Annotated in this window: 18 protein-coding genes, 1 other RNA gene and 1 pseudogene; 15 read left to right on the top strand and 5 right to left on the bottom strand. The window is 30.8% G+C overall.

Annotated elements, in window-relative coordinates; all coding sequences use genetic code 11:
* The first annotated feature begins 48 nt into the window (after nucleotides 1–48).
* From BUA82_RS17070 to BUA82_RS17035, 8 genes are all read left to right on the top strand, one after another.
* Entirely contained in the window at nucleotides 49–1,824 is a 1,776-nt protein-coding gene (locus tag BUA82_RS17070; RefSeq protein ID WP_073011407.1) for a V-type ATP synthase subunit A, read from the top strand.
* Complete coding sequence (locus tag BUA82_RS17065; RefSeq protein ID WP_073011169.1) at nucleotides 1,817–3,205, top strand: V-type ATP synthase subunit B; 1,389 nt, start codon at nucleotides 1,817–1,819, stop codon at nucleotides 3,203–3,205. The genes BUA82_RS17070 and BUA82_RS17065 overlap by 8 nt, the downstream gene beginning before the upstream one ends.
* A gap of 1 nt (nucleotide 3,206) precedes the next feature.
* The gene (locus BUA82_RS17060) at nucleotides 3,207–3,848 is read left to right on the top strand and encodes a V-type ATP synthase subunit D (protein ID WP_073011165.1); all 642 of its coding nucleotides are present in this window, start codon (nucleotides 3,207–3,209) and stop codon (nucleotides 3,846–3,848) included.
* Nucleotides 3,849–4,013: 165 nt separating this feature from the next.
* On the top strand, nucleotides 4,014–5,051 hold the full coding sequence (locus BUA82_RS17055) for an LCP family protein (RefSeq protein WP_073011162.1): 1,038 nt from the start codon (nucleotides 4,014–4,016) through the stop codon (nucleotides 5,049–5,051).
* Nucleotides 5,052–5,144: 93 nt separating this feature from the next.
* Complete coding sequence (locus tag BUA82_RS17050; protein WP_073011159.1) at nucleotides 5,145–5,597, top strand: hypothetical protein; 453 nt, start codon at nucleotides 5,145–5,147, stop codon at nucleotides 5,595–5,597.
* Nucleotides 5,598–5,724: 127 nt separating this feature from the next.
* Nucleotides 5,725–6,495 (top strand): hypothetical protein, encoded by a 771-nt coding sequence (locus tag BUA82_RS17045; RefSeq protein ID WP_073011156.1) that lies wholly within the window; start codon nucleotides 5,725–5,727, stop codon nucleotides 6,493–6,495.
* A gap of 5 nt (nucleotides 6,496–6,500) precedes the next feature.
* The gene (locus tag BUA82_RS17040) at nucleotides 6,501–7,673 is read left to right on the top strand and encodes a LiaF transmembrane domain-containing protein (RefSeq protein ID WP_073011152.1); all 1,173 of its coding nucleotides are present in this window, start codon (nucleotides 6,501–6,503) and stop codon (nucleotides 7,671–7,673) included.
* Between the two features lie 126 nt (nucleotides 7,674–7,799).
* Nucleotides 7,800–8,318 (top strand): ECF transporter S component, encoded by a 519-nt coding sequence (locus BUA82_RS17035; protein WP_073011151.1) that lies wholly within the window; start codon nucleotides 7,800–7,802, stop codon nucleotides 8,316–8,318.
* 22 nt (nucleotides 8,319–8,340) lie between these two features.
* Here the strand turns inward: BUA82_RS17035 and BUA82_RS21270 are convergent.
* Nucleotides 8,341–9,106, bottom strand: a pseudogene (locus BUA82_RS21270) (SDR family oxidoreductase).
* A gap of 170 nt (nucleotides 9,107–9,276) precedes the next feature.
* On the opposite strand from BUA82_RS21270, the gene helD reads away from it, so the two are divergent.
* From helD to ssrS, 4 genes are all read left to right on the top strand, one after another.
* Nucleotides 9,277–11,574 carry an RNA polymerase recycling motor HelD gene (gene helD, locus BUA82_RS17025; protein WP_073011150.1) on the top strand — a complete coding sequence of 766 codons (2,298 nt, stop codon included), beginning with the start codon at nucleotides 9,277–9,279 and terminating at the stop codon, nucleotides 11,572–11,574.
* Nucleotides 11,575–11,760: 186 nt separating this feature from the next.
* Nucleotides 11,761–12,015 carry a DUF1292 domain-containing protein gene (locus BUA82_RS17020; protein ID WP_073011148.1) on the top strand — a complete coding sequence of 85 codons (255 nt, stop codon included), beginning with the start codon at nucleotides 11,761–11,763 and terminating at the stop codon, nucleotides 12,013–12,015.
* A gap of 22 nt (nucleotides 12,016–12,037) precedes the next feature.
* Nucleotides 12,038–12,448 carry a hypothetical protein gene (locus BUA82_RS17015; protein WP_143148654.1) on the top strand — a complete coding sequence of 137 codons (411 nt, stop codon included), beginning with the start codon at nucleotides 12,038–12,040 and terminating at the stop codon, nucleotides 12,446–12,448.
* A 43-nt stretch (nucleotides 12,449–12,491) separates the two neighbouring features.
* Nucleotides 12,492–12,676, top strand: a non-coding RNA gene (ssrS, locus tag BUA82_RS17010) — 6S RNA.
* A gap of 46 nt (nucleotides 12,677–12,722) precedes the next feature.
* Here the strand turns inward: ssrS and BUA82_RS17005 are convergent.
* Nucleotides 12,723–12,980, bottom strand: coding sequence for an aspartyl-phosphate phosphatase Spo0E family protein (locus BUA82_RS17005; protein WP_073011144.1), 258 nt, complete (start codon nucleotides 12,978–12,980; stop codon nucleotides 12,723–12,725).
* A gap of 314 nt (nucleotides 12,981–13,294) precedes the next feature.
* Between BUA82_RS17005 and BUA82_RS17000 the strand changes: the two genes are divergently transcribed.
* From BUA82_RS17000 to BUA82_RS16990, 3 genes are all read left to right on the top strand, one after another.
* A complete protein-coding gene (locus BUA82_RS17000) occupies nucleotides 13,295–13,471 on the top strand; it encodes a DUF896 domain-containing protein (RefSeq protein WP_073011141.1) in 177 nt (58 codons plus the stop codon).
* Nucleotides 13,472–13,489: 18 nt separating this feature from the next.
* Entirely contained in the window at nucleotides 13,490–14,407 is a 918-nt protein-coding gene (gene hprK, locus BUA82_RS16995; RefSeq protein WP_073011137.1) for an HPr(Ser) kinase/phosphatase, read from the top strand.
* Between the two features lie 101 nt (nucleotides 14,408–14,508).
* The gene (locus BUA82_RS16990; RefSeq protein ID WP_073011134.1) at nucleotides 14,509–15,909 is read left to right on the top strand and encodes an aminopeptidase; all 1,401 of its coding nucleotides are present in this window, start codon (nucleotides 14,509–14,511) and stop codon (nucleotides 15,907–15,909) included.
* Nucleotides 15,910–15,990: 81 nt separating this feature from the next.
* Here BUA82_RS16990 and BUA82_RS16985 read toward each other — a convergent pair whose 3' ends face one another.
* The 3 genes from BUA82_RS16985 to BUA82_RS16975 are packed head-to-tail and all read right to left on the bottom strand — an operon-like array spanning nucleotide 15,991 to nucleotide 23,046.
* Nucleotides 15,991–16,830, bottom strand: a complete 840-nt coding sequence (locus tag BUA82_RS16985) for a PHP domain-containing protein (protein WP_073011131.1) — start codon at nucleotides 16,828–16,830, stop codon at nucleotides 15,991–15,993.
* A gap of 56 nt (nucleotides 16,831–16,886) precedes the next feature.
* Nucleotides 16,887–18,131 (bottom strand): lactate/malate family dehydrogenase, encoded by a 1,245-nt coding sequence (locus tag BUA82_RS16980; protein WP_073011128.1) that lies wholly within the window; start codon nucleotides 18,129–18,131, stop codon nucleotides 16,887–16,889.
* A gap of 4 nt (nucleotides 18,132–18,135) precedes the next feature.
* A complete protein-coding gene (locus BUA82_RS16975; protein WP_073011125.1) occupies nucleotides 18,136–23,046 on the bottom strand; it encodes a cytidyltransferase in 4,911 nt (1,636 codons plus the stop codon).
* Nucleotides 23,047–23,103 lie beyond the last annotated feature (57 nt).

Raw genomic sequence — 23,103 nt, 5'->3', positions numbered from 1 at the left:
ATTTTATAAACACACAGATAGTTTTGAAAGGAAGGTAGGTTGGATAAATTGAAAACCGGTAGAATAATTAAAGTTTCAGGTCCATTGGTGGTTGCAGAAAATATGGATGAAGCTAATATATATGACGTTTGTAAGGTTGGAGCTCAAGGTCTTATCGGTGAAATCATCGAAATGAGAAATGACAGAGCATCTATTCAGGTATATGAAGAAACCTCTGGTATAGGACCTGGAGATCCAGTATATACCACAGGAGAGCCTTTAAGCGTTGAATTAGCACCAGGACTTATTGAATCCATGTTTGATGGTATCCAAAGACCCTTAGATAAGTATATGGAAGCTGCTAATAGTAGCTTTTTAAAAAAAGGTATAGAAATTAAGGCGCTAGATAGAGAAAAGAAGTGGGATTTTCAGCCTGTATTAAAGGAAGGAGATAAAGTATCTCCAGGTACCGTTATAGGTACTGTACAAGAAACCACTGTAGTTAATCATAAAATTATGATTCCTTATGGTATTGAAGGAACTGTTAAAGAAATCAAGTCCGGAGAATATACTATAGAGGAAACCATATGTACTGTGGAAACCAGTAATGGCTTAAAAGAAATAATCATGTTACAAAAATGGCCTGTAAGAAAAGGTAGACCATACAAAACCAAGCTAACCCCTGAGGAGCCTATGGTAACAGGTCAAAGGGTAATAGATACTTTCTTCCCAGTAGTAAAAGGTGGAGGAGCTGCTGTACCAGGTCCTTTCGGAGCAGGTAAAACAGTAGTTCAGCACCAGATTGCAAAATGGGGAGATACTGAAATTGTTGTTTATGTTGGTTGTGGTGAGCGTGGTAATGAGATGACTGACGTTCTTAATGAGTTTCCAGAGCTTAAAGACCCTAAAACTGGAGAATCATTGATGAAAAGAACAGTGCTTATAGCCAATACCTCTAATATGCCTGTGGCAGCTAGAGAAGCATCTATTTACACTGGTATAACCATAGCTGAGTATTTTAGAGATATGGGTTATTCCGTAGCTATTATGGCAGACTCCACTTCTAGATGGGCAGAAGCCCTTAGAGAAATGTCTGGTAGACTAGAAGAAATGCCAGGAGATGAAGGATACCCAGCATATCTTGGTTCTAGACTAGCAGAATTCTATGAAAGAGCTGGAAAAGTTGTATGCCTTGGTGAAGAAGGAAGAGAAGGAGCTGTTACAGCTATAGGAGCTGTATCTCCTCCAGGGGGAGATATATCAGAGCCGGTTTCCCAGGCAACTTTAAGAATAGTTAAGGTATTCTGGGGATTGGACTCACAGCTAGCTTATAAGAGGCATTTCCCATCTATTAACTGGCTAAACTCTTATTCATTATACTTAGATAGAATAGGCGAATGGATGAATAAGAATATTGCATCAGATTGGACTAAACTTCAAATTGAAGCCATGACACTGCTTCAAGAAGAAGCAAATTTAGAAGAAATAGTAAGACTTGTTGGTATAGATGCTCTGTCTGAAAAAGATAGACTTAAACTTGAAGTTGCAAAATCCTTAAGAGAAGACTATTTACAACAAAATGCTTTCCATGATGTAGATACATATGCATCATTAGATAAGCAGTATAAGATGTTAAAACTTATACTAGGCTTTCATAAAGAAGCAGAAAGAGCTCTTAAAACTGGAGTTTACCTAGAAAAGATCTTAGCTATGGAGGTTAGAGATAAAATAGCCAGAAGTAAATATATAGCTGAGAGTGAAATAAGCAGAATAGATGAAATTACTACTGAATTAACTTCAGAAGTTGATACACTCATCAGTGAAGGAGGAGTGCTTGATGCTTAAAGAATATAAAACAGTAACAGAAGTAGTTGGACCTTTGATGATCGTTGAAGGTGTTGAAGGAGTAAAATATAACGAACTTGTAGATATTGAACTTCAAAATGGAGAGATGAGAAGAGGTAGGGTACTAGAAGTTAACGGTACTAAAGCCATGGTTCAGATATTTGAAGGCTCATCAGGTATTAACTTAAAAGGCACAAAAGCTAGATTTTTAGGAAAGCCTCTTGAGCTAGGAGTATCAGAAGATATGCTAGGAAGAGTCTTTGATGGACTAGGAAGGCCTAAGGATAATGGACCTAAGATAATACCAGAAAAGAAACTGGATATCGATGGAGAGCCAATAAATCCTGTAGCTAGAAACTATCCTTCTGAGTTTATTCAGACAGGGGTTTCAGCTATTGATGGACTTAATACTTTAGTTAGAGGACAAAAACTTCCAGTTTTCTCCGGATCAGGACTTCCTCATGCTCAGTTAGCTGCACAAATAGCAAGACAGGCAAAGGTTTTAAGTTCAGATTCTAAATTTGCGGTAGTTTTTGCTGCTATTGGAATTACCTTTGAAGAAGCTCAATTCTTTGTAGATGACTTTACAAAAACCGGAGCTATAGATAGATCAGTATTATTTATGAATTTGGCCAATGATCCTGCTATTGAAAGAATAGCTACTCCAAGAATGGCTTTAACCACTGCGGAATATTTAGCTTATGAAAAAGGCATGCACGTATTAGTTATTATGACTGATATTACTAACTATTGTGAAGCCTTACGTGAAGTTTCTGCAGCTAGAAAAGAAGTTCCAGGAAGAAGAGGATATCCAGGTTATCTTTATACTGACTTATCTACTTTATACGAAAGAGCAGGGAGATTAAAAGGTAAAGAAGGTTCCATAACTCAAATACCTATACTTACCATGCCAGAAGATGATAAAACTCATCCAATCCCTGACTTAACAGGATATATTACCGAAGGGCAAATAATACTTTCAAGAGAACTTTACAAAAAAGGGATTATGCCTCCTATAGATGTATTGCCATCCCTATCTAGATTAAAGGATAAAGGTATTGGTAAAGGTAAAACTAGAGAAGATCATGCAGATACCATGAACCAATTATTCTCCGCTTATGCACAGGGTAAACAGGCTAAAGAACTTGCAGCTATATTAGGTGAATCCGCTTTATCTGATACCGATAAGAAGTATGCAATATTTGCTGAAGCTTTCGAAAAAGAATATGTTGCCCAAGGGTTTAATACAAATAGGACTATAGATGAAACTTTAAATCTTGGATGGAAGCTATTAAAGATATTACCTAGAACAGAACTTAAGAGAATACGTGATGAATATTTAGAGAAGTATTTGACAATAGAAAACGGAAAGGAAGAGTAATATGGCAAAGCTAAATGTGAATCCAACCAGGATGGAACTCACAAGGCTCAAAAAGAGATTAGCCACAGCTACCAGAGGTCATAAGCTTCTTAAGGATAAACAAGATGAGCTTATGAGACAATTTATTAATATGGTTAAACATAATAATAAACTCAGAAAATCCGTTGAAGAGGAACTGCAAGATTCTCTAAAAGATTTTGTTATGGCTAGAGCTGTTATGAGCTCTGAGTTCCTAGAAGAGGCTATAGCTATGCCAAAGGAGCATATAGATGTAGAGGTATCTAAAAAAAATATTATGAGCGTAAATGTCCCTGTTATGAACTTTAAAAGGAAATTAGAGGGAGACGAAGGTAGTATTTATCCTTATGGTTTTGCTAATACCTCATCTGATTTGGATGATGCTATTAGAAAGTTATATGATATATTACCCAGGCTATTAGAACTAGCTGAGGTAGAAAAAGCTTGTCAGCTTATGGCTGATGAAATTGAAAAGACAAGAAGAAGGGTTAATGCCTTAGAGTATATGACTATACCACAGCTTCAGGAAACTATTAAATATATTAGAATGAAGCTGGATGAAAATGAAAGAGGCGCATTAACCAGGCTTATGAAAGTTAAGTCAATGATAGAAGAGAGAGCTTAAAAGCTGCCGAAAGGCAGCTTTTAAAATTTATTTAAAATTTAAGTCTATTTTAGTTTTAATTCGAATAATATAATGGTAATATTTATATATCAATTGAAAATTTACTTAATTTCGAGTAACATTAATTTTATAGATAATATTGAGATATAGAAAGAGGAAGTCAATATGAAAAAAAGAAATATTGTAATAATAATTTTATTAGTTTTTTTACTATTAATATCGTCGTTTGTAGGTTATTATATATATGCTTTTTATAGGGATTCTCATGTGGCTCAAGAACCCAATACTATCTCCAATATTGATGAAGAAAAAGATGAAAATGGAGAAAAGTTGAATTTACAAGAGGTAAAGGGTATTACCAATATACTCCTCATTGGAAGCGATGCAAGGCCAGGTGATGATACTTCAAGGTCAGATAGTATAATGATACTTACCATAGATAATGTGCATAAAAAAATTAAAACAACTTCCGTACAGAGAGATTCTTATGTAAATATACCAGGGCATTCTCAACAAAAAATAAATGGAGCTTTTGCTTATGGTGGAGCTAGACTTTTAGAAAAAACACTTGAGCTGAACTTTAAATTAAAAATTGATAATTATGTTATTATTAATTTTGATGGTTTTAAGAATATTATAGATGCTATAGGCGGTATAGATGTTGAAATAAAGGACTATGAAATTAATGAAATTAATAAATATATTTTGGATGCTGGAGGAAGTGAAAGTGATTTTATTAAAAAACCAGGAGATCAGCATCTAAATGGTTCTCAGAGTCTAAGTTTTTCTAGGATAAGGAAAGTTGGAAATGGTACTACTTATGAAAGAGATGAGAGACAGAGACTTGTAGTATCTAAATTAGTGGATAAATTAAAGTCTACCAATCCTTTAAAATATCCATCAATTTTATCTAGTATATTTCCTTATATTAAAACGAATTTAGGAATGAGCACAATATTAAATTTAGCTTATACTACTTATTCTATAAATAATACAAACATAGAAAGTCTATCAATACCCCTTGAGCAGATTTCTTGGGGGGGCGTATATGGTAATAAAGGCTGGGTCTTTATAATGGATAAAGAGCAAAATGCCAAAATTATGAAAGAATTTATCTTTGATGATAAAAAAGTTGACACCAGTAAGCTAGATTATGCATCTTTTAGAAAAGCTATGGCACCTTATAAAATTAATATCAAGTAATAGAAAAAGTCCCCATAAAAAAATGGGGGCTTTTTGTATTAATTAATAATATTATGTATATACTATTGTTAAAATATAGAAGGGATGAAAATAGTGAGAAAAACAAAGTGCGCTTTAATGATGATTTTGATAATTATTTTTACTCAAATTACTGTTAATGCTACAATAAAAGAAACTTATAAGTTTTCTATAGATGGATGTAATTATTCTATGGATTTGCCTAAGGATTGGACATTTAAAAGCAGTAGCAATAAAAATAATAACTTGGAATTTTATAAGGGAGATATCTTAACCGGCGGATTTATTCAGGAAGCTAAGAAAATAGATTTAAAAGATTATAAGTATGTAGAGGACATAAATACTGCCATAGGAAAAGCTAAAATATATCAGTTAGAGACACTTAATAACCAGGATAAAACCATTATTTATGGAGTAATAAAAAGTGAAAAGTCACAATGTGCTATGTATGTTTACAGTGATGAAAAGGATATACGTAAAAACATTTTTATATTAAAAATGCTTTTAATAAATATTAATAATAACTGATAAGGTTAAAAAGGTATAGATGTTTACATCTATACCTTTTTAAGAAATTATTAAGATATATAGTTAATAAATATTAAGATTCTTCCTATAATATTATATTATAAATATAAAATAAGGGGAGAAAAGTATGCGTTTAAGTAAGTTTAAAACATTTATATTTTCTATAATACCAGGTGGGGGTCACTTGTATTTGGGTGCTCCTACCCGAGGACTTCTATTTTTATTCTCATTTATAAGCTTTATTTTTTTAGAGAGCTTCACCAATAATTATCATAATAGCTATTTGTTTAGCAATATTGGACGACCTTATAATGAAATAATTCACTTTGCTTTGGTTTTATTATACCTATACTCTATTTATGATGCTTTCCTTATAAGAAATAATATGGAGAAAGGTATAGATAAAGATTATGAAGAACTGCATAACGGTGAGAACAAAAAAACTTTAGCTATAATATTATGTATAGTGCCAGGTTTAGGGCATATTTATCTAGGAAGAGATGAAAAAGGATATAGGATATTATCATTATTCTTATTAGTATACATTTTAAATGCTATTCTTCCTTTTCAAATATTATCACTAGTATTGGCTTTAATAATATTATATAGTATCATGAATTTATCAGAATATACAAAAAGTACAGACACTGAAGGGAAAATTGAAACTTATATGGAAAGTGGTTTTAGTAAATTTAAAAATTCCTATATGCTGTATATTGGAGTGATTCTTATCCTAAGTGGAATTCTAATAATTGGTAATAGAATTGCCTTTGAATTTGTAGATGAAAGAATATTAAGAGAAATTTATTCCTATTTAAAAGAAGGAATATTATCCTTAGTATTAATATTTTTAGGTGTTAAGCTAATTGTATCAAATAAGTTTAGAAAGAAGGTATAAAGTATATGCGCCAATGGAAAGTAGGCACTACTTCTCTAGGAATTTTACTTATATTAATGGGGGTTATATGGATTTATTCTACTATTACGGGAATTCCTCTTGTGTCCACATTATTTAAATGGTGGCCCATAATTCTCATTATGCTGGGTATAGAGGTACTGATATATTCTTTAATGCCCAAAAAGGAAAATACGAAGGTTAAGTTTGATGGTATAAGTATACTAGTAATTATACTAATAATGATATTTATGGCATCAGCTCAAATTGTTAATAAAGGGGTAGCATATGGGTTGAATTTTTTAGGAAAGGATATATCTATACCTTTTAAAAACTCAATATCATATAGTAAACATTATGAGTTAGAGGGTAATAATAGGGAAAAAATTAAAATCAATGATGCTGTAGGAAAGATAGTGATTGAAAAGTCAGAAAATGATAAGATAGTTATAGATGCAGTAGTAAATTTAAAAGGTAACCATAAGAATTCTTCTTTGGAGAACGAGGATAATATAATAAACATCGATGATAAAAAAGTGCTTAGTATAAATCACTTAAGCAGTTTTTCTAAAAACAACATAAATTTTGTTTCAGTGGATTATATAATTAAAGTGCCTAATAATATCCCATTAGAAATTGATAATAAATTTGGAGTAACTATTATAAAGGGTATTTCTGCCGAAGTTAAGGTAGACAGTTCAGCTGGTAAGGTAACGGTACAAGAGGTTAAAGGAAATGTATCTGTAGATAACAAATTTGGGGCTACAGAATGCTTTGATATTGTAGGAAATATAAAGATAGATAATAGTAATGGGGAAATAAATGTAGATAATATAAGCGGTAAGGCAGAATTGCAGGGTAAGTTTGGAGCTGTAAAAGCTTCAAATATTAAAGGTGATACCACCATAGACAATGCTAATGGTTCTGTAAATTTTAGTAGTAATGAAGTTATTAATTATAACTTAAAAGTTACTAGTAATTTTGGTAAAATAACAGTAAGGCTTCCTAAAACACAACAGGGTACTTTTAATGGTGAAACAAAATTTGGAAGTATAAAAAATGATTTTAATCTACAGGTTAATACTGATGAAAACAAAAATTCACTTAAAGGGAAGATCGGTGATGGGAAGGCTAATATTACTCTAATAAATAGCAATGGCAGTATTGATATAATAAATTAATAAATAGCAGCTGTATTAAAATAGAAAAAATCTCTATTTTAATACAGCTTTTTTATTTTATATATTTACAACAAAGAAGTATGAGTATATACTGGTGTATATACAGAAGTAAAGCGAGGGGTTAAAATGAAAAACAACATAAAAATATTAACTTATTCTGCATTATTAATAGCTATATCTATAGTTATACCAATTCAATTTAGATTTTTAAGGTTAGAAATAGGACCATTTTCTGCAACTATATTATCTCATTTACCTTTATTTCTATCTATGATGATTTCACCTTTTTCTGCATTAATAGTAGGTGTTGGTTCTACATTAGGATTTTTCCTAGCAGGGAGTGCTCCTTGGATAGTAGCCAGAGCTTCTACCCATATAGTGGTAGGTTTTGTTGGAGCAAAACTTTTTAAGAAAGGTATAAGCTTCCCTACAATAATTGCCATAACTGCCCCCATACATGGAGGGTTAGAGCTCTTAGCTGTGCTTCCTTGGTATGGATTAAACTTATACAAGCTTTTAGTGGTAGTGGCTTTAGGAACTGTAATTCATCATGGTATAGATGGTACTATCACCTATGCATTATCTAACACTTTATCTAAAGCTACAGGAAAAAAATTTTATGAGAATATATCTATCAATAAATAACGGCTTCCCTAGGGAAGCTTTATTATTTTAATGATATACCACAATACTCATTTACCCTTTCTTGCCAAGAGGGCAAATGAATATCAAAGCAATTATTAATTAAGGAAGTATTTAATGCATTAAAAGAGGGCCTGGGTGTTATAGTATCTAAATAGGTTTCCGGTAAACTTACTACTTTCTTTTCTATGCCATTTATTTCTAAAATATACTGAAGCACATCCTTTTTCGTGCAATAGTTGTCATTAACGCAGTTATAAATACCGTAAAAATCTGTTTTCATTATTTTGTTTATAGAGTAACATAAATCTTTTATATAAGTAGGATTAATTATTTCTAAATTGCTCATAATTATTTTAGAGGGGTTATTAAGAAGTTTTTTTATATAACAATCCGTACCACCAAAAACCCAACTGGTTCTTATTATAAAATATTTTTTGCATACAGTTCTAATGAGTTTTTCCAAAGGTGTTAATGGGCTCACAAAAGTCAGTTTCATAGTAAGGGCTCTTTTTTTTACCGTTAAATACATAACTTGAAGATATATAGATGATAGGTATATTAAGATGAGAACATATATAGGCTACATTCAATGTACCTATAGTATTTGTAGTATAAGCGGCATGTTCATCCTTCTCACAAAAATCAATATCATTTATGGCGGCATTATGAATAATTATATTAGGATTAATTAATTTTATGGTATTGAATAGCTTTTCTCTTTCTAAAACATTTAACTCATTTTTCCCTAAGGAAATAACATGATTGTCCTTGCTAAAATATCTTGACATATACTCTCCTAGATTACCCTTAGCACCAGTAATGAGAATATTCATTTTATCACCTTCATTATTTTATTTCTATAATAAAGTATATGTATAAGTTATAAACTTAATTGACATATTTTTATAGTAAATTTATAATTATATTTTGTGGTATAGCCAGAATGGAGGTGCATAGTATGAATTCAAAGGAAAAACAACTTAAGGAAGAGAGAGAACATCTAATATTTGTTCGCACATGGGTTAAAGATAAAATAGAAATATTAAAAGATCACAGAGGAAAGTTAGAAACTAAGTTAAAGGAACTAAAAAAAGCTTCTAGGGGAAGTTATAGTGAAGAACTAGAAACTATTAAGGGTATATATAGCATTGCTGATAAAAACTATAATAATTATAATGAATCCATAGCCCAACCTTACTTTGCAAGAATTGATTTTCGAGAATATAAAAGTATCCAGGAATCTATATACATTGGAAAATTTTCTTTAGGAGATGAGAACACAGGAGATGAAATAGTTATTGATTGGAGAGCTCCTATTGCAGATTTGTATTATAGTGGAACTCAAGGAGAGTCATACTATAAGGCACCATCAGGTATTGTAAGCGGAGAGCTTTCACTGAAAAGAAAGTTTTTATATAAAGATGATAATATTTTAGATATATTTGATGAAGGCTTAAATGAAATTATAATTAAATCTGCTTCAGGGGAAGAAGCGTTAGTAGATGAATTTTTGAAGATTAATCTTGAAGCTAGTACTGGGAAAAAGCTTAAAGATGTGGTGGCCACTATACAAAAAGAACAAAATGAGATTATAAGAGCTGAGAAAAATATCCCTATAATAGTACAAGGGGCAGCGGGTTCGGGAAAAACCACTGTAGCTCTTCATAGATTAGCATACCTATTATATAGATATAGGAACACCCTTCAAGGAAAAGATATTATGGTGGTAGCTCCAAATATGATATTTTTGGACTACATATCTGATTTATTGCCAAGTTTAGGAGTAGAAAATGTTAAACAATGTACTTTTGAAACCTTAGCAAAAGAGGTATTAGGGATAAAATTAAAAGTGTATTCAAAAGATAAAAAATTATCTTGGATATTGGAAAATGGACAAAGTGAAGAGTACAAGTTTGTAGTAAATGCAAGTAAAGTAAAGGGTTCACTAACATATAAAACTATGATGGATAGGCTTATAAAAATTGTGGAAAGAACCAGTGGATTTAATGAAGATATGATTTCTCAAAACACTGTACTTTTTGAGGGCAAAGAAATAAAAAGATTGTTTTTTAAAGATTTAAGCCATCTCTCATTAAAAAAGAGAAAAGAAGAAATAAAGAGGTATTTAACAGCTAAATTAGATAATAGGATAAAAGAAATACAAGAAAAAACCGATTTCCAATATGAGTACAGCATTGCTAGAACAAAGAGAATAATGGAAGATGGAGTAGAAAGAAGAAAGAAGCTTATAGATTTATATAATGAAAGAGATAAATCAAAGGCTACCCTAAAAGAAAATATAATAAAGGACTTCAATGATTACTTTTTTAAATGGGATAACATTGATGTAATAGACTTGTATAATAGGTTTTACAATGAAGAGGAAGTGTTTAATGAAGTTACTGCTGGTAAAATACCCAAGGCTTTAGCTGATTATATGAAAAAAACCTTCAATGATAATCTTCAAAGCGGAATAATAGATAGTGAAGATTTATGCGCACTACTTTATTTACAGATTGTTTTTCAAGGTATAAATGATAAAGATAAGTTTTCTCATATAGTAATTGATGAGGCACAAGATTATAGTTTTTTTGAACTTTTCTTATTGAAGTATTTCACAAATTTAAACTCATTAACCATAGTAGGAGATATAGGTCAAGGTATATATTCTTATAAAGGAATAAATTCTTGGAACAAAGTTATAAAAGATATATTTCAGGGTAATGCTACATATATGCCACTTACACAAAGTTATAGATCTACCATTGAAATAATAGATTTAGCTAATAAGGTACTATTAAAGCAGGAAAATGAAATTGAACCTGCTATACCAGTACTTAGACATGGTAAAAAGCCTGAGGTAATTAAATTTGTAAGTTATAAAAATATGGCTGAAGTCATTGATTCTATAGTAGATAATATTCATACATCAGAGAAAAATAGCGTGGCCATAATTTGTAAGACTAAAAAAGATTGCAAACAGCTTAAGGATAATTTAAGTAAGTACAGTAAATATACCTGGGAGACTATAGGGGATAATCATAAGGATATAAATATGAATAATATGATAATACCATGTTATATGACTAAGGGGTTAGAATTTGATGCTACCATCATATATGATTGTAGTGACAAAAATTATACTCTCAATGAAGAAGATATTAAGCTTCTTTATGTAGCCTTAACAAGAGCACTTCATGAGGAATATATAATATATAAAGATACACCTTCAGTACTAATAAAGGACTTTGAATAATCACAGCCTGCAAATCTTTAATTTATATATTGGATTGTTTTAGTCTTTATGTTAAAATGTTACGGTAACTTAAACTTTTACAATTTATTATTTTCTATCCATATAGAAATAATAAATATTGAATATAATATATATTTTATGGTAATATCATAAACAAATAGAATATATTGAAAGGAAGAGAATTTTGTGGATGATAGGGAGATAATGAAGTTTAAAGATGAAGAGGGGAATACTGTAGAGTTCGAGGCTGTAGCTAGAATTTATTTAGGTGAAATAGAATATCTTATACTTGCACCATTAGAAGGATCAGAAGAGGATGCCTTTGTATTTAGAGTGGATAATGTAGAGGGTAACACAGAATATAACTTAGTGGAAGATGATGAAGAATTTATCCTTGTTAAAAAGGAATATAAAGATTTACTCTATAAAAAAGATAAATAAGAGGAGGTGTAGCTAATCTTTTTTGATTAGCGATATAATGGATAAAAATGCTATAAAACAATATTTATTAGATAGTGAATTTTCCGAAGTAGAAGAAATAGAATATTCCGGGGAAGCTTTAGTACTTAGGGCTTTTTATGACTTTGATGAAGATGAAATTAAAGCAGCAAAAGCTTATTCCTCTGACGAGAGCGATTATGAAGCAGAAAGTAAAGAGTGGTTCGATGAATTCTTTTTACCTTATCTCAGCGACATAGCAGTAGATAATGTAGGACAAATTTTAGAAGAAGTTATGGAAAACTTCGAGATACAAGCTCAATTTGTATCTTATGAAATAGACATGAATAATTATGGGTTCAATGAATTTATATTAGCATTCTCTAATAATGAAGATATGGATATAGAAGAAGTATTAGAAGAAATTGGACTTTAGTTTTGAACTTGAAAAATTAAAAATATATGCTATAATAAAAATATAAATCCTGAGATGTCCGCGAAGCTTGTAGTATTCAACCTACAGAATTGATACGGGATTTTCAACATTTTTACAGATGTCAAGCTGCACAGGTTATTAGATGTAGTAGGCAGAAGTAAGATGAGAAAAACCCACCTGCTAAGTGCAGGTATGAATTTATGGGCGTGACGGCATGTTGGGATAAAAATAGTTTATTAAATTGCCTCACTTTTGTGAGGCAATTTTTAATTTACTAAGAAACTCTCTTGAGTTTCTTTCTTTTGAATGTTTTTTTAAGTTTTTTTTCATGGAAAGATTTTTTCTCATGGTTGTTTTTTAAAATGCTTTTATGATTAGCACTTATAGCTGCAATTTGGTATTCTACTATTAATTTGTCTAAGTTTTGGCTGCAACGTACTACATATTTGTTAGAAGGTTCTAGGAATTCTAAGAGAAAATATATTACTTTTCTATTTAATTTTATTTTGTATTTTAAGTAATTTAAGCTCATTAGTTACCTCCTTTGTACTCGTTAGATTTTAGCTTTGTTAAGTATATTCTAGCAAATGTTGGCAAAGAAAGAAAAAACATTTATGCGTCAAGATGCTACATAAAAGTGTAGGATTATATAAAATACAATTAAATTTATATAATTTATGAATATGTAAAAATATGTAAAATGGCTTATAATGTTGAAAGTACATTATTTTATAATATTAACCATGACGAATTGTATCAGAAAAACCATAATAATTATTAATAGTTGATATTTCAACGTTAGAAAGATACAATAATACTTGATTTACAAAATGAGGAGAGTATAAAATGGATATAGAAAGAGTAATTGAAAAAATAAATTTTCTTTATAAAAAAAGTCAACAAGAAGGCTTAACTTTAGAAGAAAAAGAAGAACAACAAAGGCTTAGAAAGATATACATAGATAGTGTTAAAAGTAATCTTAGAGCACAGCTCCAAGGAATAGAAAGAAAAGACTCAAACTAGTACAAGGAGAAGATTAAAATGCCAGTAACCGTAGAAAAATTAATAAAGGACTTTGACTTTGAGGTTTTAGTCCAAGGAGAGAAAGGCATAGGTGTTAACGTCTCTGATATAAATAGACCTGGGCTTCAGTTAGCAGGATTTTATAATTATTTTGCTCCTGAAAGAATACAAGTAATTGGTAAAGCTGAATGGAGCTTTATAGATGATATGTCTCCAGAAATAAGAAGAAAAAGACTTACAAAGTTTTTTTCTTTTAAAACAAGTTGTTTAATTATTACACGTGGCTTAGAGCCTCACAGTGATTTGATAGAAAATGCTGTAAAAAATAAAACCTGGGTGCTTAGAACTCATATGATTACTACAAAATTTATGAGTAAACTTACCATATATCTTGCTGATAAAATGGCACCAGAAACTAGATTACATGGTGTATTAGTAGATGTATATGGTATAGGTATGCTTATTACAGGGGAAAGTGGCATAGGTAAAAGTGAAACGGCATTAGAACTTATAAAAAGAGGTCACAGAATAGTAGCTGATGATGCTGTAGATATTAAAGAAATTGACGGGGTATTAAAGGGGATTGCGCCTGAAATTACCTTTGGAATGTTAGAAGTGAGGGGCATGGGCATAATAGATGTGTCAGCTTTGTATGGACTTAGCTCTGTGTTACCCAATAAGACCATCACCTTAGTGGTACATTTGGAACATTGGAAAGATGATGGCAATTATGATAGGCTAGGATTAAATGATGACTATCTAGATATATTAAATGTAAAAGTAAAAAAAATAACAGTACCCATTAGGCCTGGTAGGAATGTAGCGGTGATAATAGAAGCTGCGGCTGCAAATTATAGATATAGCTTAATGTCTGATGTGTCACCTGTAGACATCATAGATAGGAGAATGGAAAAAATAATGAAAGAGACAGAATAAGATTGAAGGTGCTGCTTTCAATCCATTTTTGTTATACTTAATTCATTTTATTGAATTATTATTAATATAAGATCATTCTAAATTAAAAGGAGGGCTATAAAATGGACAGTAACATTAAAAAGGAAATAGTAAATGCTTGGGAAACCTATAGTGACGGTGAGATTCAAGAAGTACAAGCATTAGGGGAGAGGTATAAAGAATTTATTTCACTTTGCAAAACCGAAAGAGAATGTGTAGATGAATTTGTTAAGAGAGCTGAAGAAAACGGTTTTAAGAATTTACAAAGCATAATTGAAAATAATATCAGTTTAAAACCTGGTGATAAAGTTTATGCAAATAACAAAGGTAAAGGATTAATAATGTTTATTCTAGGAACTGAGGATATGGAAAAGGGAATGAGGATTTTAGGTTCCCATATAGATTCCCCAAGGTTAGATATAAAACAAAATCCACTTTATGAAGATGCTGATCTTGCATTAATGGAAACACATTATTATGGCGGTGTAAAAAAATATCAGTGGGTTACTATTCCTCTTGCTATTCATGGAGTTATTGCAAAAAAAGATGGTAGTACAGTTAAAATTGTTATTGGAGAAGAGGATAATGATCCTGTTATTGGAGTTTCTGATTTATTAATACACTTATCCCAAGACCAGTTAGGTAAAAAGGGTGATAAGGTGGTAGAAGGAGAAGACTTAAATATTTTAGTGGGTAGCATTCCAGTAAAAGATAAAGATGTAAAGGAAAAAGTAAAATATAATATACTAAAACTTTTAAATGAAAAATATGGAGTGGTAGAAGAAGACTTCACTTCAGCAGAATTAGAGATAGTTCCAGCTGGAAAAGCTAGAGATTATGGTTTAGACAGAAGTATGATTATGGCTTATGGTCATGATGATAGAATTTGTGCATATACATCCTTTGAAGCTCTTTTAGATATAGAAGCTCCTAAGAAAACATTAGTATCCATTTTTGTGGATAAAGAAGAGATAGGTAGTGTAGGAGCTACAGGAATGCAGTCAAAATTCTTTGAAAATGTAGTAGCAGAAATTATGGATAGAAGAAATTGCTATAACGAATTGAAGTTAAGAAGATGCTTAGCCAATTCTAAGATGTTATCTTCCGATGTAAGTGCGGCTTTTGATCCAAATTATCCTTCTGTGATGGAAAAGAAAAATGCAGCCTTCTTTGGAAGAGGTATAGTATTTAATAAATATACAGGAGCAAGAGGAAAATCTGGATGTAATGATGCTAATGCTGAGTATATGGCTGATATTAGAAGAATAATGGACAAACATAATATAATATGGCAAACAGCTGAGCTAGGAAAAGTTGACCAAGGCGGTGGTGGTACTATAGCTTATATCCTTGCAGAATATGGCATGGAAGTTATAGATTGTGGGGTAGCCCTTCATAACATGCATGCCCCATGGGAAGTAGCAAGTAAAGCGGATATATATGAAACCACTAAAGGATACCACGCTTTCCTAATAGAAGAATAAGATTGAAAATAGAAAAGTAGCATAGTAAAAAAGAAAAGACCCTTAGGGCAAAATGTTTAATAAATGCCTTAAGGGTTTTGTTTATTCATTTAATCCTAATTTTGTAAGAAGAGCATTTATATCCTCTATGCTGGGGCATATTTCTCCAAGATGTCCATGCTTTAAGTCACCTTTACCATTACCGTGAAAGTCAGAGCCTCCAGCTATGAGTAAATTATGGTCCCTAGCATAATTAATGAAGTACTCAGTATCCTTTGGAGTATTTTGATAGTATACCGCTTCTATACCATGAAAATCAAAGGCTGCTATTTCTTTAAAGGGTGTATTTTTTATTAGTATAGGATGAGCTAGGATAACCACTGCATTTACTGATTTAAGAAGCTCTATACCATCTTTTAGCATTATATTCTTATTATGAACATAGGCTGGAGAATCTTTACTAATGATGTTATCAAAGATATATTCCCAGCTATAAGGGTATCCAGCATCTATTATGGCTTTAGCTATGTGAGGTCTTGCAATTACTCCATTAGCTATTTTAAACACTTCATCATAGCTTAGATTAATATGAAAAAAGATTTTTAAATTATCTATGATTTTCTTAGCTCTATACACTCTATAGTCTTTTAATTCTTGAAGATAATTTTGAAACCTTATATCTTTATAACTTTCATCCTTAAAGTAGCCTAATAGATGTATACTTTCATCATTATATATGGTGGATAGTTCAATACCAGGTATAACCTTAATGTCTAATAATTCACCTCTATTAATAGCTTCTTCCACACCTTCAGTGGTATCGTGATCCGTTAAAGCTAGAATATTTACTTTATTTTTATAAGCTAAAGCAACTAATTCAGAAGGGGATAACTTTCCATCCGAAGCAGTAGAGTGACAGTGTAACTCTACCTTAAAACTCATATAATCACCTCTCTTCCTTTGTTAATATTTGTTAACAATTATAGTTTAAGTACTATTTAATATATATCATGCAAATAGTTTTCGGTTTCTACAAGCTTTTGGTAAAGAGAATCTGGTAAATAATAATCTTCTAAAACCGTACCCAAATTACTATAAAGGCTTTTACATCCCATAAATATACCACCTAGAAATGTGCATGAATAATGCCAATTATCATTTAAAGTAGCTATTAAGGAGATAGATCCTGAAGAAATAGCTGGAGCTATATAGGGTTTAAAGCCTGTGGCTCTAACTTCAAGGTTGGCGGTTTTAGTTTTTTCAGTTAGTTTTTCTGATAAAATAGGGCTATAGTTACTAATGCTATTAGCAACTATAAGACCTTCGCCATGAGGACCAAAGACCCTCCCTTCAGTATCATAATTACCATAGATATTTTCATCCTTTGCGTAATAACTGGCTCTTGAATTCATCACACCTAGACCATACCCACGTATTTTATGTGAAGGTATACCCTTAAAGTCCATTTCATCCTTAGAATTTTTATTGCTTTCTAGAAACACAGCTTTACAAAGTAAGTCTACAGGGTCAGACACCACTGCAAAAATCCCTTGAAAATTATTTTCTCTTGCTTTTTTGGCATAATAGGAAATGATCTTTTGATTTCCTTGAAATTGAGCCATTCTTACATCTTTAACTCCTGCATTAATGGCAGGCACTCCCACAGATACACAAAATACAAACATATCACAATTAAAAACTTCATCTTCCTCTAACACTTTCACTTCTGGGTAGTTAAGTGAATTAACATCTTTTATAGCTGAAAGCTCATATTTCCATCTTTTAGCCTTATTTTCATCTTTATCATAAACACCTAGGGAAGAGATAATATTATTTCCAAGTATCTTAAGACCAGTAGCTAATATTCCACCTACATCGCCTAGTCCAACTATATGGATTTTATATCTCTTTTTTTCATATCTTTTATCTAAAAAGCAACGCCAATTAGGATAGCTAGTATTTATAAAGTATGCTCTTCCTTCTAGGATAGCACTTTTAAGCCAATTAGGATAATTTTCTAAGTGATTCTTTTCTCTTTGAAAGAGTTTTACATTTTCAGAAGCATAATTTAATATGTCCTCATTTACAATTTTAAAAAGACTTCTATATTTTAAAGGATCCTTTTTATAAGCTAGAAATATATTATCTTTTCTATTATTAATCTCTTCTTTTGATATTTCTAGAGCATCAGGGATAAGCTCTTCAGATATTACAATATGGTTATCTATATTGTAAAAATACATAGTATCAGCTCCTTATAATGTAATTAAGCCTATTTAAAAGCTCTAAATCATTTTTAAGATAATGAGTAGGTGTTAGATTAAAGTCAAAGTGCATATCTTTTCCATGGTCAGGATACCTAGGAATGGTAATAACTTGACCTAAGGAAAGCATGGATAGATTTCTTTCATATAATTTATGAAACACTGTTTCTATAGTAGACAAAATATCTATAGAGTTTTCCATGGAGGTTTTAGAAAGCTGAAAAATACTTTCCTTACTTGCGCCTCTAATGAAAGTTGGTGAGGTATAGGGCAATATAAGATTAATGGAAGGTACTATATTCCTTTTAGGAAACTTTCCTCTCCATAAAGCATCTCCACCTATGAATGGATACATGGAGCTTTCGTTAAACCATAATCTTAACCTAGGGATGAAGTAAACGCATTCCACTTCTCTATTTTGAAACTCCATTAAATCCTTTCCTCTAGCGGATAAGATACCTACGATTATCTTTTCTACATGGATGTTTTCTTTTTTAAGTAAAGGATCTAAAGCTTTCATCCTATATCCCTTATGCAAGATAGTATCTACTAAAATAACTGATCTATTAAAAGACTTAATCATCTTAACTTGATTGGCAAGGTTTAGGAAATATGGGGAGGCATCCACCCTAAAACTATCCATATCTGGATTAAAGTATTTTTCAGTATGGAGAGCTTTTGTTACTGTGTTTGGTATTACATATTTATCTAGTATATCACCATAAGGAACACACATATAATCTCCCAATACCTTTGAATTAGTTTTATTTAATGAAGTTTTATTTTTTAAGATTTCCTTTTCAGGTATTGAAAGAGTATTTTCACTCATTGGCACTTTATTTAAGGTGCATATTTTTTTTATTAAACCATAATGAAGCATATTGCTATCAATAGGTAGTATAAGCTCTCCAGGATATAAATTGCATAAAGCTTGTTGGAGCTTGTTTCTAGAAAGTAAAATTCCTTGCTTCACCTTTGTATTACTTTTAAAAGGTTCTTTAATAAAGTTCTCAATATCATAATTTATTACACAAGGTGTACTCATATTAACCAGCCAAAGGGCGATATCTTTCCTAGAGGTAATAATAGCCTTAAATCCATAGTTTTTTAGTAGCTCAGGTAAATGGAAACTATGCATCTTTTTATTAAAGTTGCACATAGCATACTGATAATCTCTAGATAAGCAATATGCCAAGGTTTCTGAAAGGATAAGCTGTTCAAAATATCTTGATTTATCAGAGTTTTTTACTAATAGAGCATCTAAAGTGATTAATCTTCCTGAACTGTTTTCTCTTATATTTTGAGATGCTTCTACGTCTTTTAGCTCCTTAAATAACATTTCGGAGCGTGTCCAATGAAATTGTGATAAACCTAATATAACATCAGAACCTATTTCTTTTAGTAATAATATTCGTGATGAATTATTTGAATTATTTAAAAGTATAGATTTTTTAGCTTCATCCCCCAGCTCTAAAACATTACATATGTGGATTAACTGTTCATTTTCTATATGATTTAATATCACAGTCTCCAGCTTAGGGGATATAAAGTGACTTTTATCTAGAGGCTCTTTTTGATAAAAACCATTTTCATAAATAAACTGTTGAGCCATTGGGTCTATGAGGCTGGATATATCCTTACTATCATCTATATAATTTCTAATTTGTGTAGAGCTTATATCTTTATACCTGGTGGAGAGGTTTATAACTTCTACATTACCTTTTATTTCTTGAAACTTATATTTAAGGTCAGAATATTTTCCTCTATCTATTATTATGTGGGAAAAGCTATGGATAGTGTTAAGGCTTGGCGATTGTTTGTAAGAACTAGCATTTAATATTACATCACTACCTATTACAATAAACACTTCTGAAAGAGGAAAGCTCTCTCTTAGTATTTTTAAATCTTTAGCATTAGATAAGTTTATTGGAAGGTTGTCAGGAAAAATATAAATATTAAGTTCACTGGACATAGTCATATTTATTATGTTCCTTCTTATTTGGTTAGGTAGAGTTCTTTTAGACCAAGAAAACTCATCCACAGCTAAATAAACCTCATAGCCTAAATTTCTTATGGCTAATGCTATTTCCTTATGACTAATGGAAAAAGGATCAAAGGTTCCTGGGAAAAATGCTATTTTCTTTGGAGTTTCAATGATAATCTCTCCAAGATGAAAGTTATAATCTGATATAAATCTATATATATGATTTAAGGCAGCAGCGTTGGAAAGCAGTAACAAATCATCTTCTTTGTCCCTAGATACTAAATTTAATATTTTTTTAGCTATTAGTGTATATATATATTGTTTTTTTTCAAGGTTAAGAAAAGAAGAGTTAAATATTCCTTTTCCAAAGCATGAAAAAGCTGACATGCTTACCTGAGAGTTATAATCTCCAAGACCATTAAATAGTATTCCTAAGAGCTTGACAAACTTAGTCTTTGATTCTTTAGTTACAGCATTAAAGTCAGTTTTTGATACTAAATACTGCAAAGTAATAGAAACCGTCTTTAATATTAAAGTCTTTACATTAGGGGTAGCAATTTTAATTTTTATTATTAAGTCATCTATGATTTCTTCTAATTCATTATCATCCAAAAACAATAAAACCTGACCCAGATATATGGGTATATATTCAGTAAATTTGTGACCTTCAATTTCTAAGGCTCTTAAAAGCTCTACGGCTACTTCATTTTTTTCAAAGCTGTTAAGGTGAGGCATTAGTTTAATGATGGCAGTACCAGCTTGATTCCTTACACTTTCTACAGCGCTAACCTTTAATATGTTACAAAAATGAATGGCTGTTTGTAAGGCATTTGTATTAGGATTTTCTAAGGTATAATCTAAAAGCAATAGTATATTATTTTTTTTAACCACCCATTCTGTAGCGCTTTTAAGATTGTTTAAATAAATATTTGGAATAAGTTTCTTATTGTATGAAAACTTACTATAGGACTCTTTATTAATTATTGAATTCAGCTTATTAATTAAAAAGTGCTCAGCAGGAATCAGGGTTAAATTATTATTTCCCTTCAGTAGTTTTCTCGCTCTATTATTAAGATTTTCATCATTTTCTATAGTTTTAAGTATGTGAATTAAGCTTTCTACAGCGCAAAGTTTAATAGATGTATTCTTTTTATTTATGCTGTTAAAAATAAAATCTATTAATATATTAATATTATGGTCTAGAGGTTTAAGGGGGATATATTTAATGCATTCCAATAAAAATAAATGCATATCAGAATTTTTAATTCTTTTTGTATCAAAATATTTGATTAAAATGTCTCTATAAGTGGTAAAATCCCCTTTAGAACTATTAAATAATGATTTGCAAACCAGGCTTAAATTATATCCCATCCAGTATCTATGCTGAGGTATTACTTTATGTGAAGGATATAAAAGCTTAGTTATGTATTCATCAAATAGCGTATAACTGTTTATATTAGAGGAGGGTAAAGATACATTACTAGGTATTTCTTTTCTGTAATCTTCATCGAAATAACCTATTAAGCTTCCTATTATTTCAGCACAATGCCTTCTTATATCGTCTTCAGGATGTATTAGATTATCATAAAGAAAGTTTAAGGTTTGGATCTTTTGTCTTTGGGTTAAATAGGTGGAATACTCCTCAAAGATACGAATATATTCCCTTAGCTTTTTCCAATCTTTTTCACTGCGTGCTACCTCTAATATACCCTCTAAGGAGTACTCATCCCTTAAATGATACATTAGGCTTATGTTATGATTAATGGCTAGGTTCTTTATGCTTTTAGTAATTTCACTGCCTTGAAGAAGGGCATATTCTTTATTATAAGAAGATAAGCTGCTTTCATTGAAATCCTTTAAATAAGGATTTATATTTATACCTATATTCTTTAAATAATTTTCAAAATCCAAAAGCTTAGAGTACACATTCTTGTACCTTTTTTCCTTTGAGGCATCTAAATTGTCTAGTTTGTTAAGTATTATTTGGAAGGAATCTTGTAATGAGAATATATTCATGGAGTTATTCAGTGGATTTTCTGTATTTTTTACTCTGAAGTCACAATATATGAGTATCAAGCTTTCTAAAGGAAGGTTTTCTAGTTCTAAGTCCCAGGTGGAATGGTTTATGGCTATATTTCTTATATAATTTATGCCATGTTTAAGAAACCATTTATCTGTATAATAATAGTGTAAATATGGAACCCTTTTAATTTCTTGAGTTTTGCATCCGAATTTTCCTATATCGTGACCTGCAGCTGCACCAGAAACTCTGCCTAAATCTACAGATAAATTTTTATCTTTTAGCTGCCTTGCAATATTTAGGGCGAGATAATGCACTCCACAAATATGATCTAAGGTATTATATCCAGTTATTTCTTTATTTATTTTCATTAGCTCATAGATATTTTCATTTTCAAAGGCACTAACGAATTTTAGGTATTCTTCAGGATATTCCAGTTCTAATTTTTCTTTTTCAGTTAGAAAAGTTAGAGGATATTTTGATACAAAAGTATCTAGGCTCAGTTCTTTCTCAAAGTCATTAAATATCATTAATAACCTTAGATAAAAATCGCAGTACTTATTTAATTTAGTGTTGATTTCCATGCTTATGGAGTCAGGAAAGGATTTAAAAAGTGTGTATCCATAAATATATTGTAGCCATTCATCTGTGGACCAATTTGGAAAGTCACCTTCAGAACCATCATTGAATACCATTATGAAAAGATTGCATACATTTTTGCAGCTAAGATCCTCATTATAAAAAATATCTCCAAATTCTTTTACGAATTTGTTGCTTTTAATAGCATTTTCTATTATGTTTTTATGTAAATTAAGTTTGCTTAAGAATCTTAAGCTTAAGATCCTTTTGGTAAATTTAGTATAGTAGCTAAAAATTGATTTTTTCTTCAAATTTCTCACCTCTCTATAATTAAAATTATATCCTTTCAAAGATACTATTAACAATAA

This window comes from Clostridium amylolyticum, from assembly GCF_900142075.1.
Lineage (GTDB): Bacteria > Bacillota > Clostridia > Clostridiales > Clostridiaceae > Clostridium_AA > Clostridium_AA amylolyticum.
The sequence above is the reverse complement of the archived record's forward strand: the minus strand, read 5'-3'. Positions and strand labels throughout refer to the sequence as shown.

Bases quoted from the DNA above. Each gene is read 5' to 3' on its own strand.
- BUA82_RS17055 (WP_073011162.1), top strand. From the start codon at position 4,014: ATGAAAAAAAGAAATATTGTAATAATAATTTTATTAGTTTTTTTACTA.
- BUA82_RS17040 (WP_073011152.1), top strand. From the start codon at position 6,501: ATGCGCCAATGGAAAGTAGGCACTACTTCTCTAGGAATTTTACTTATA.
- BUA82_RS17005 (WP_073011144.1), bottom strand. From the start codon at position 12,980: ATGAGCTTAAATTACTTAAAATACAAAATAAAATTAAATAGAAAAGTA.
- BUA82_RS17035 (WP_073011151.1), top strand. From the start codon at position 7,800: ATGAAAAACAACATAAAAATATTAACTTATTCTGCATTATTAATAGCT.
- BUA82_RS17065 (WP_073011169.1), top strand. From the start codon at position 1,817: ATGCTTAAAGAATATAAAACAGTAACAGAAGTAGTTGGACCTTTGATG.
- BUA82_RS17000 (WP_073011141.1), top strand. From the start codon at position 13,295: ATGGATATAGAAAGAGTAATTGAAAAAATAAATTTTCTTTATAAAAAA.
- helD (WP_073011150.1), top strand. From the start codon at position 9,277: ATGAATTCAAAGGAAAAACAACTTAAGGAAGAGAGAGAACATCTAATA.
- BUA82_RS16980 (WP_073011128.1), bottom strand. From the start codon at position 18,131: ATGTATTTTTACAATATAGATAACCATATTGTAATATCTGAAGAGCTT.
- BUA82_RS17060 (WP_073011165.1), top strand. From the start codon at position 3,207: ATGGCAAAGCTAAATGTGAATCCAACCAGGATGGAACTCACAAGGCTC.
- hprK (WP_073011137.1), top strand. From the start codon at position 13,490: ATGCCAGTAACCGTAGAAAAATTAATAAAGGACTTTGACTTTGAGGTT.
- BUA82_RS17045 (WP_073011156.1), top strand. From the start codon at position 5,725: ATGCGTTTAAGTAAGTTTAAAACATTTATATTTTCTATAATACCAGGT.
- BUA82_RS16985 (WP_073011131.1), bottom strand. From the start codon at position 16,830: ATGAGTTTTAAGGTAGAGTTACACTGTCACTCTACTGCTTCGGATGGA.
- BUA82_RS16990 (WP_073011134.1), top strand. From the start codon at position 14,509: ATGGACAGTAACATTAAAAAGGAAATAGTAAATGCTTGGGAAACCTAT.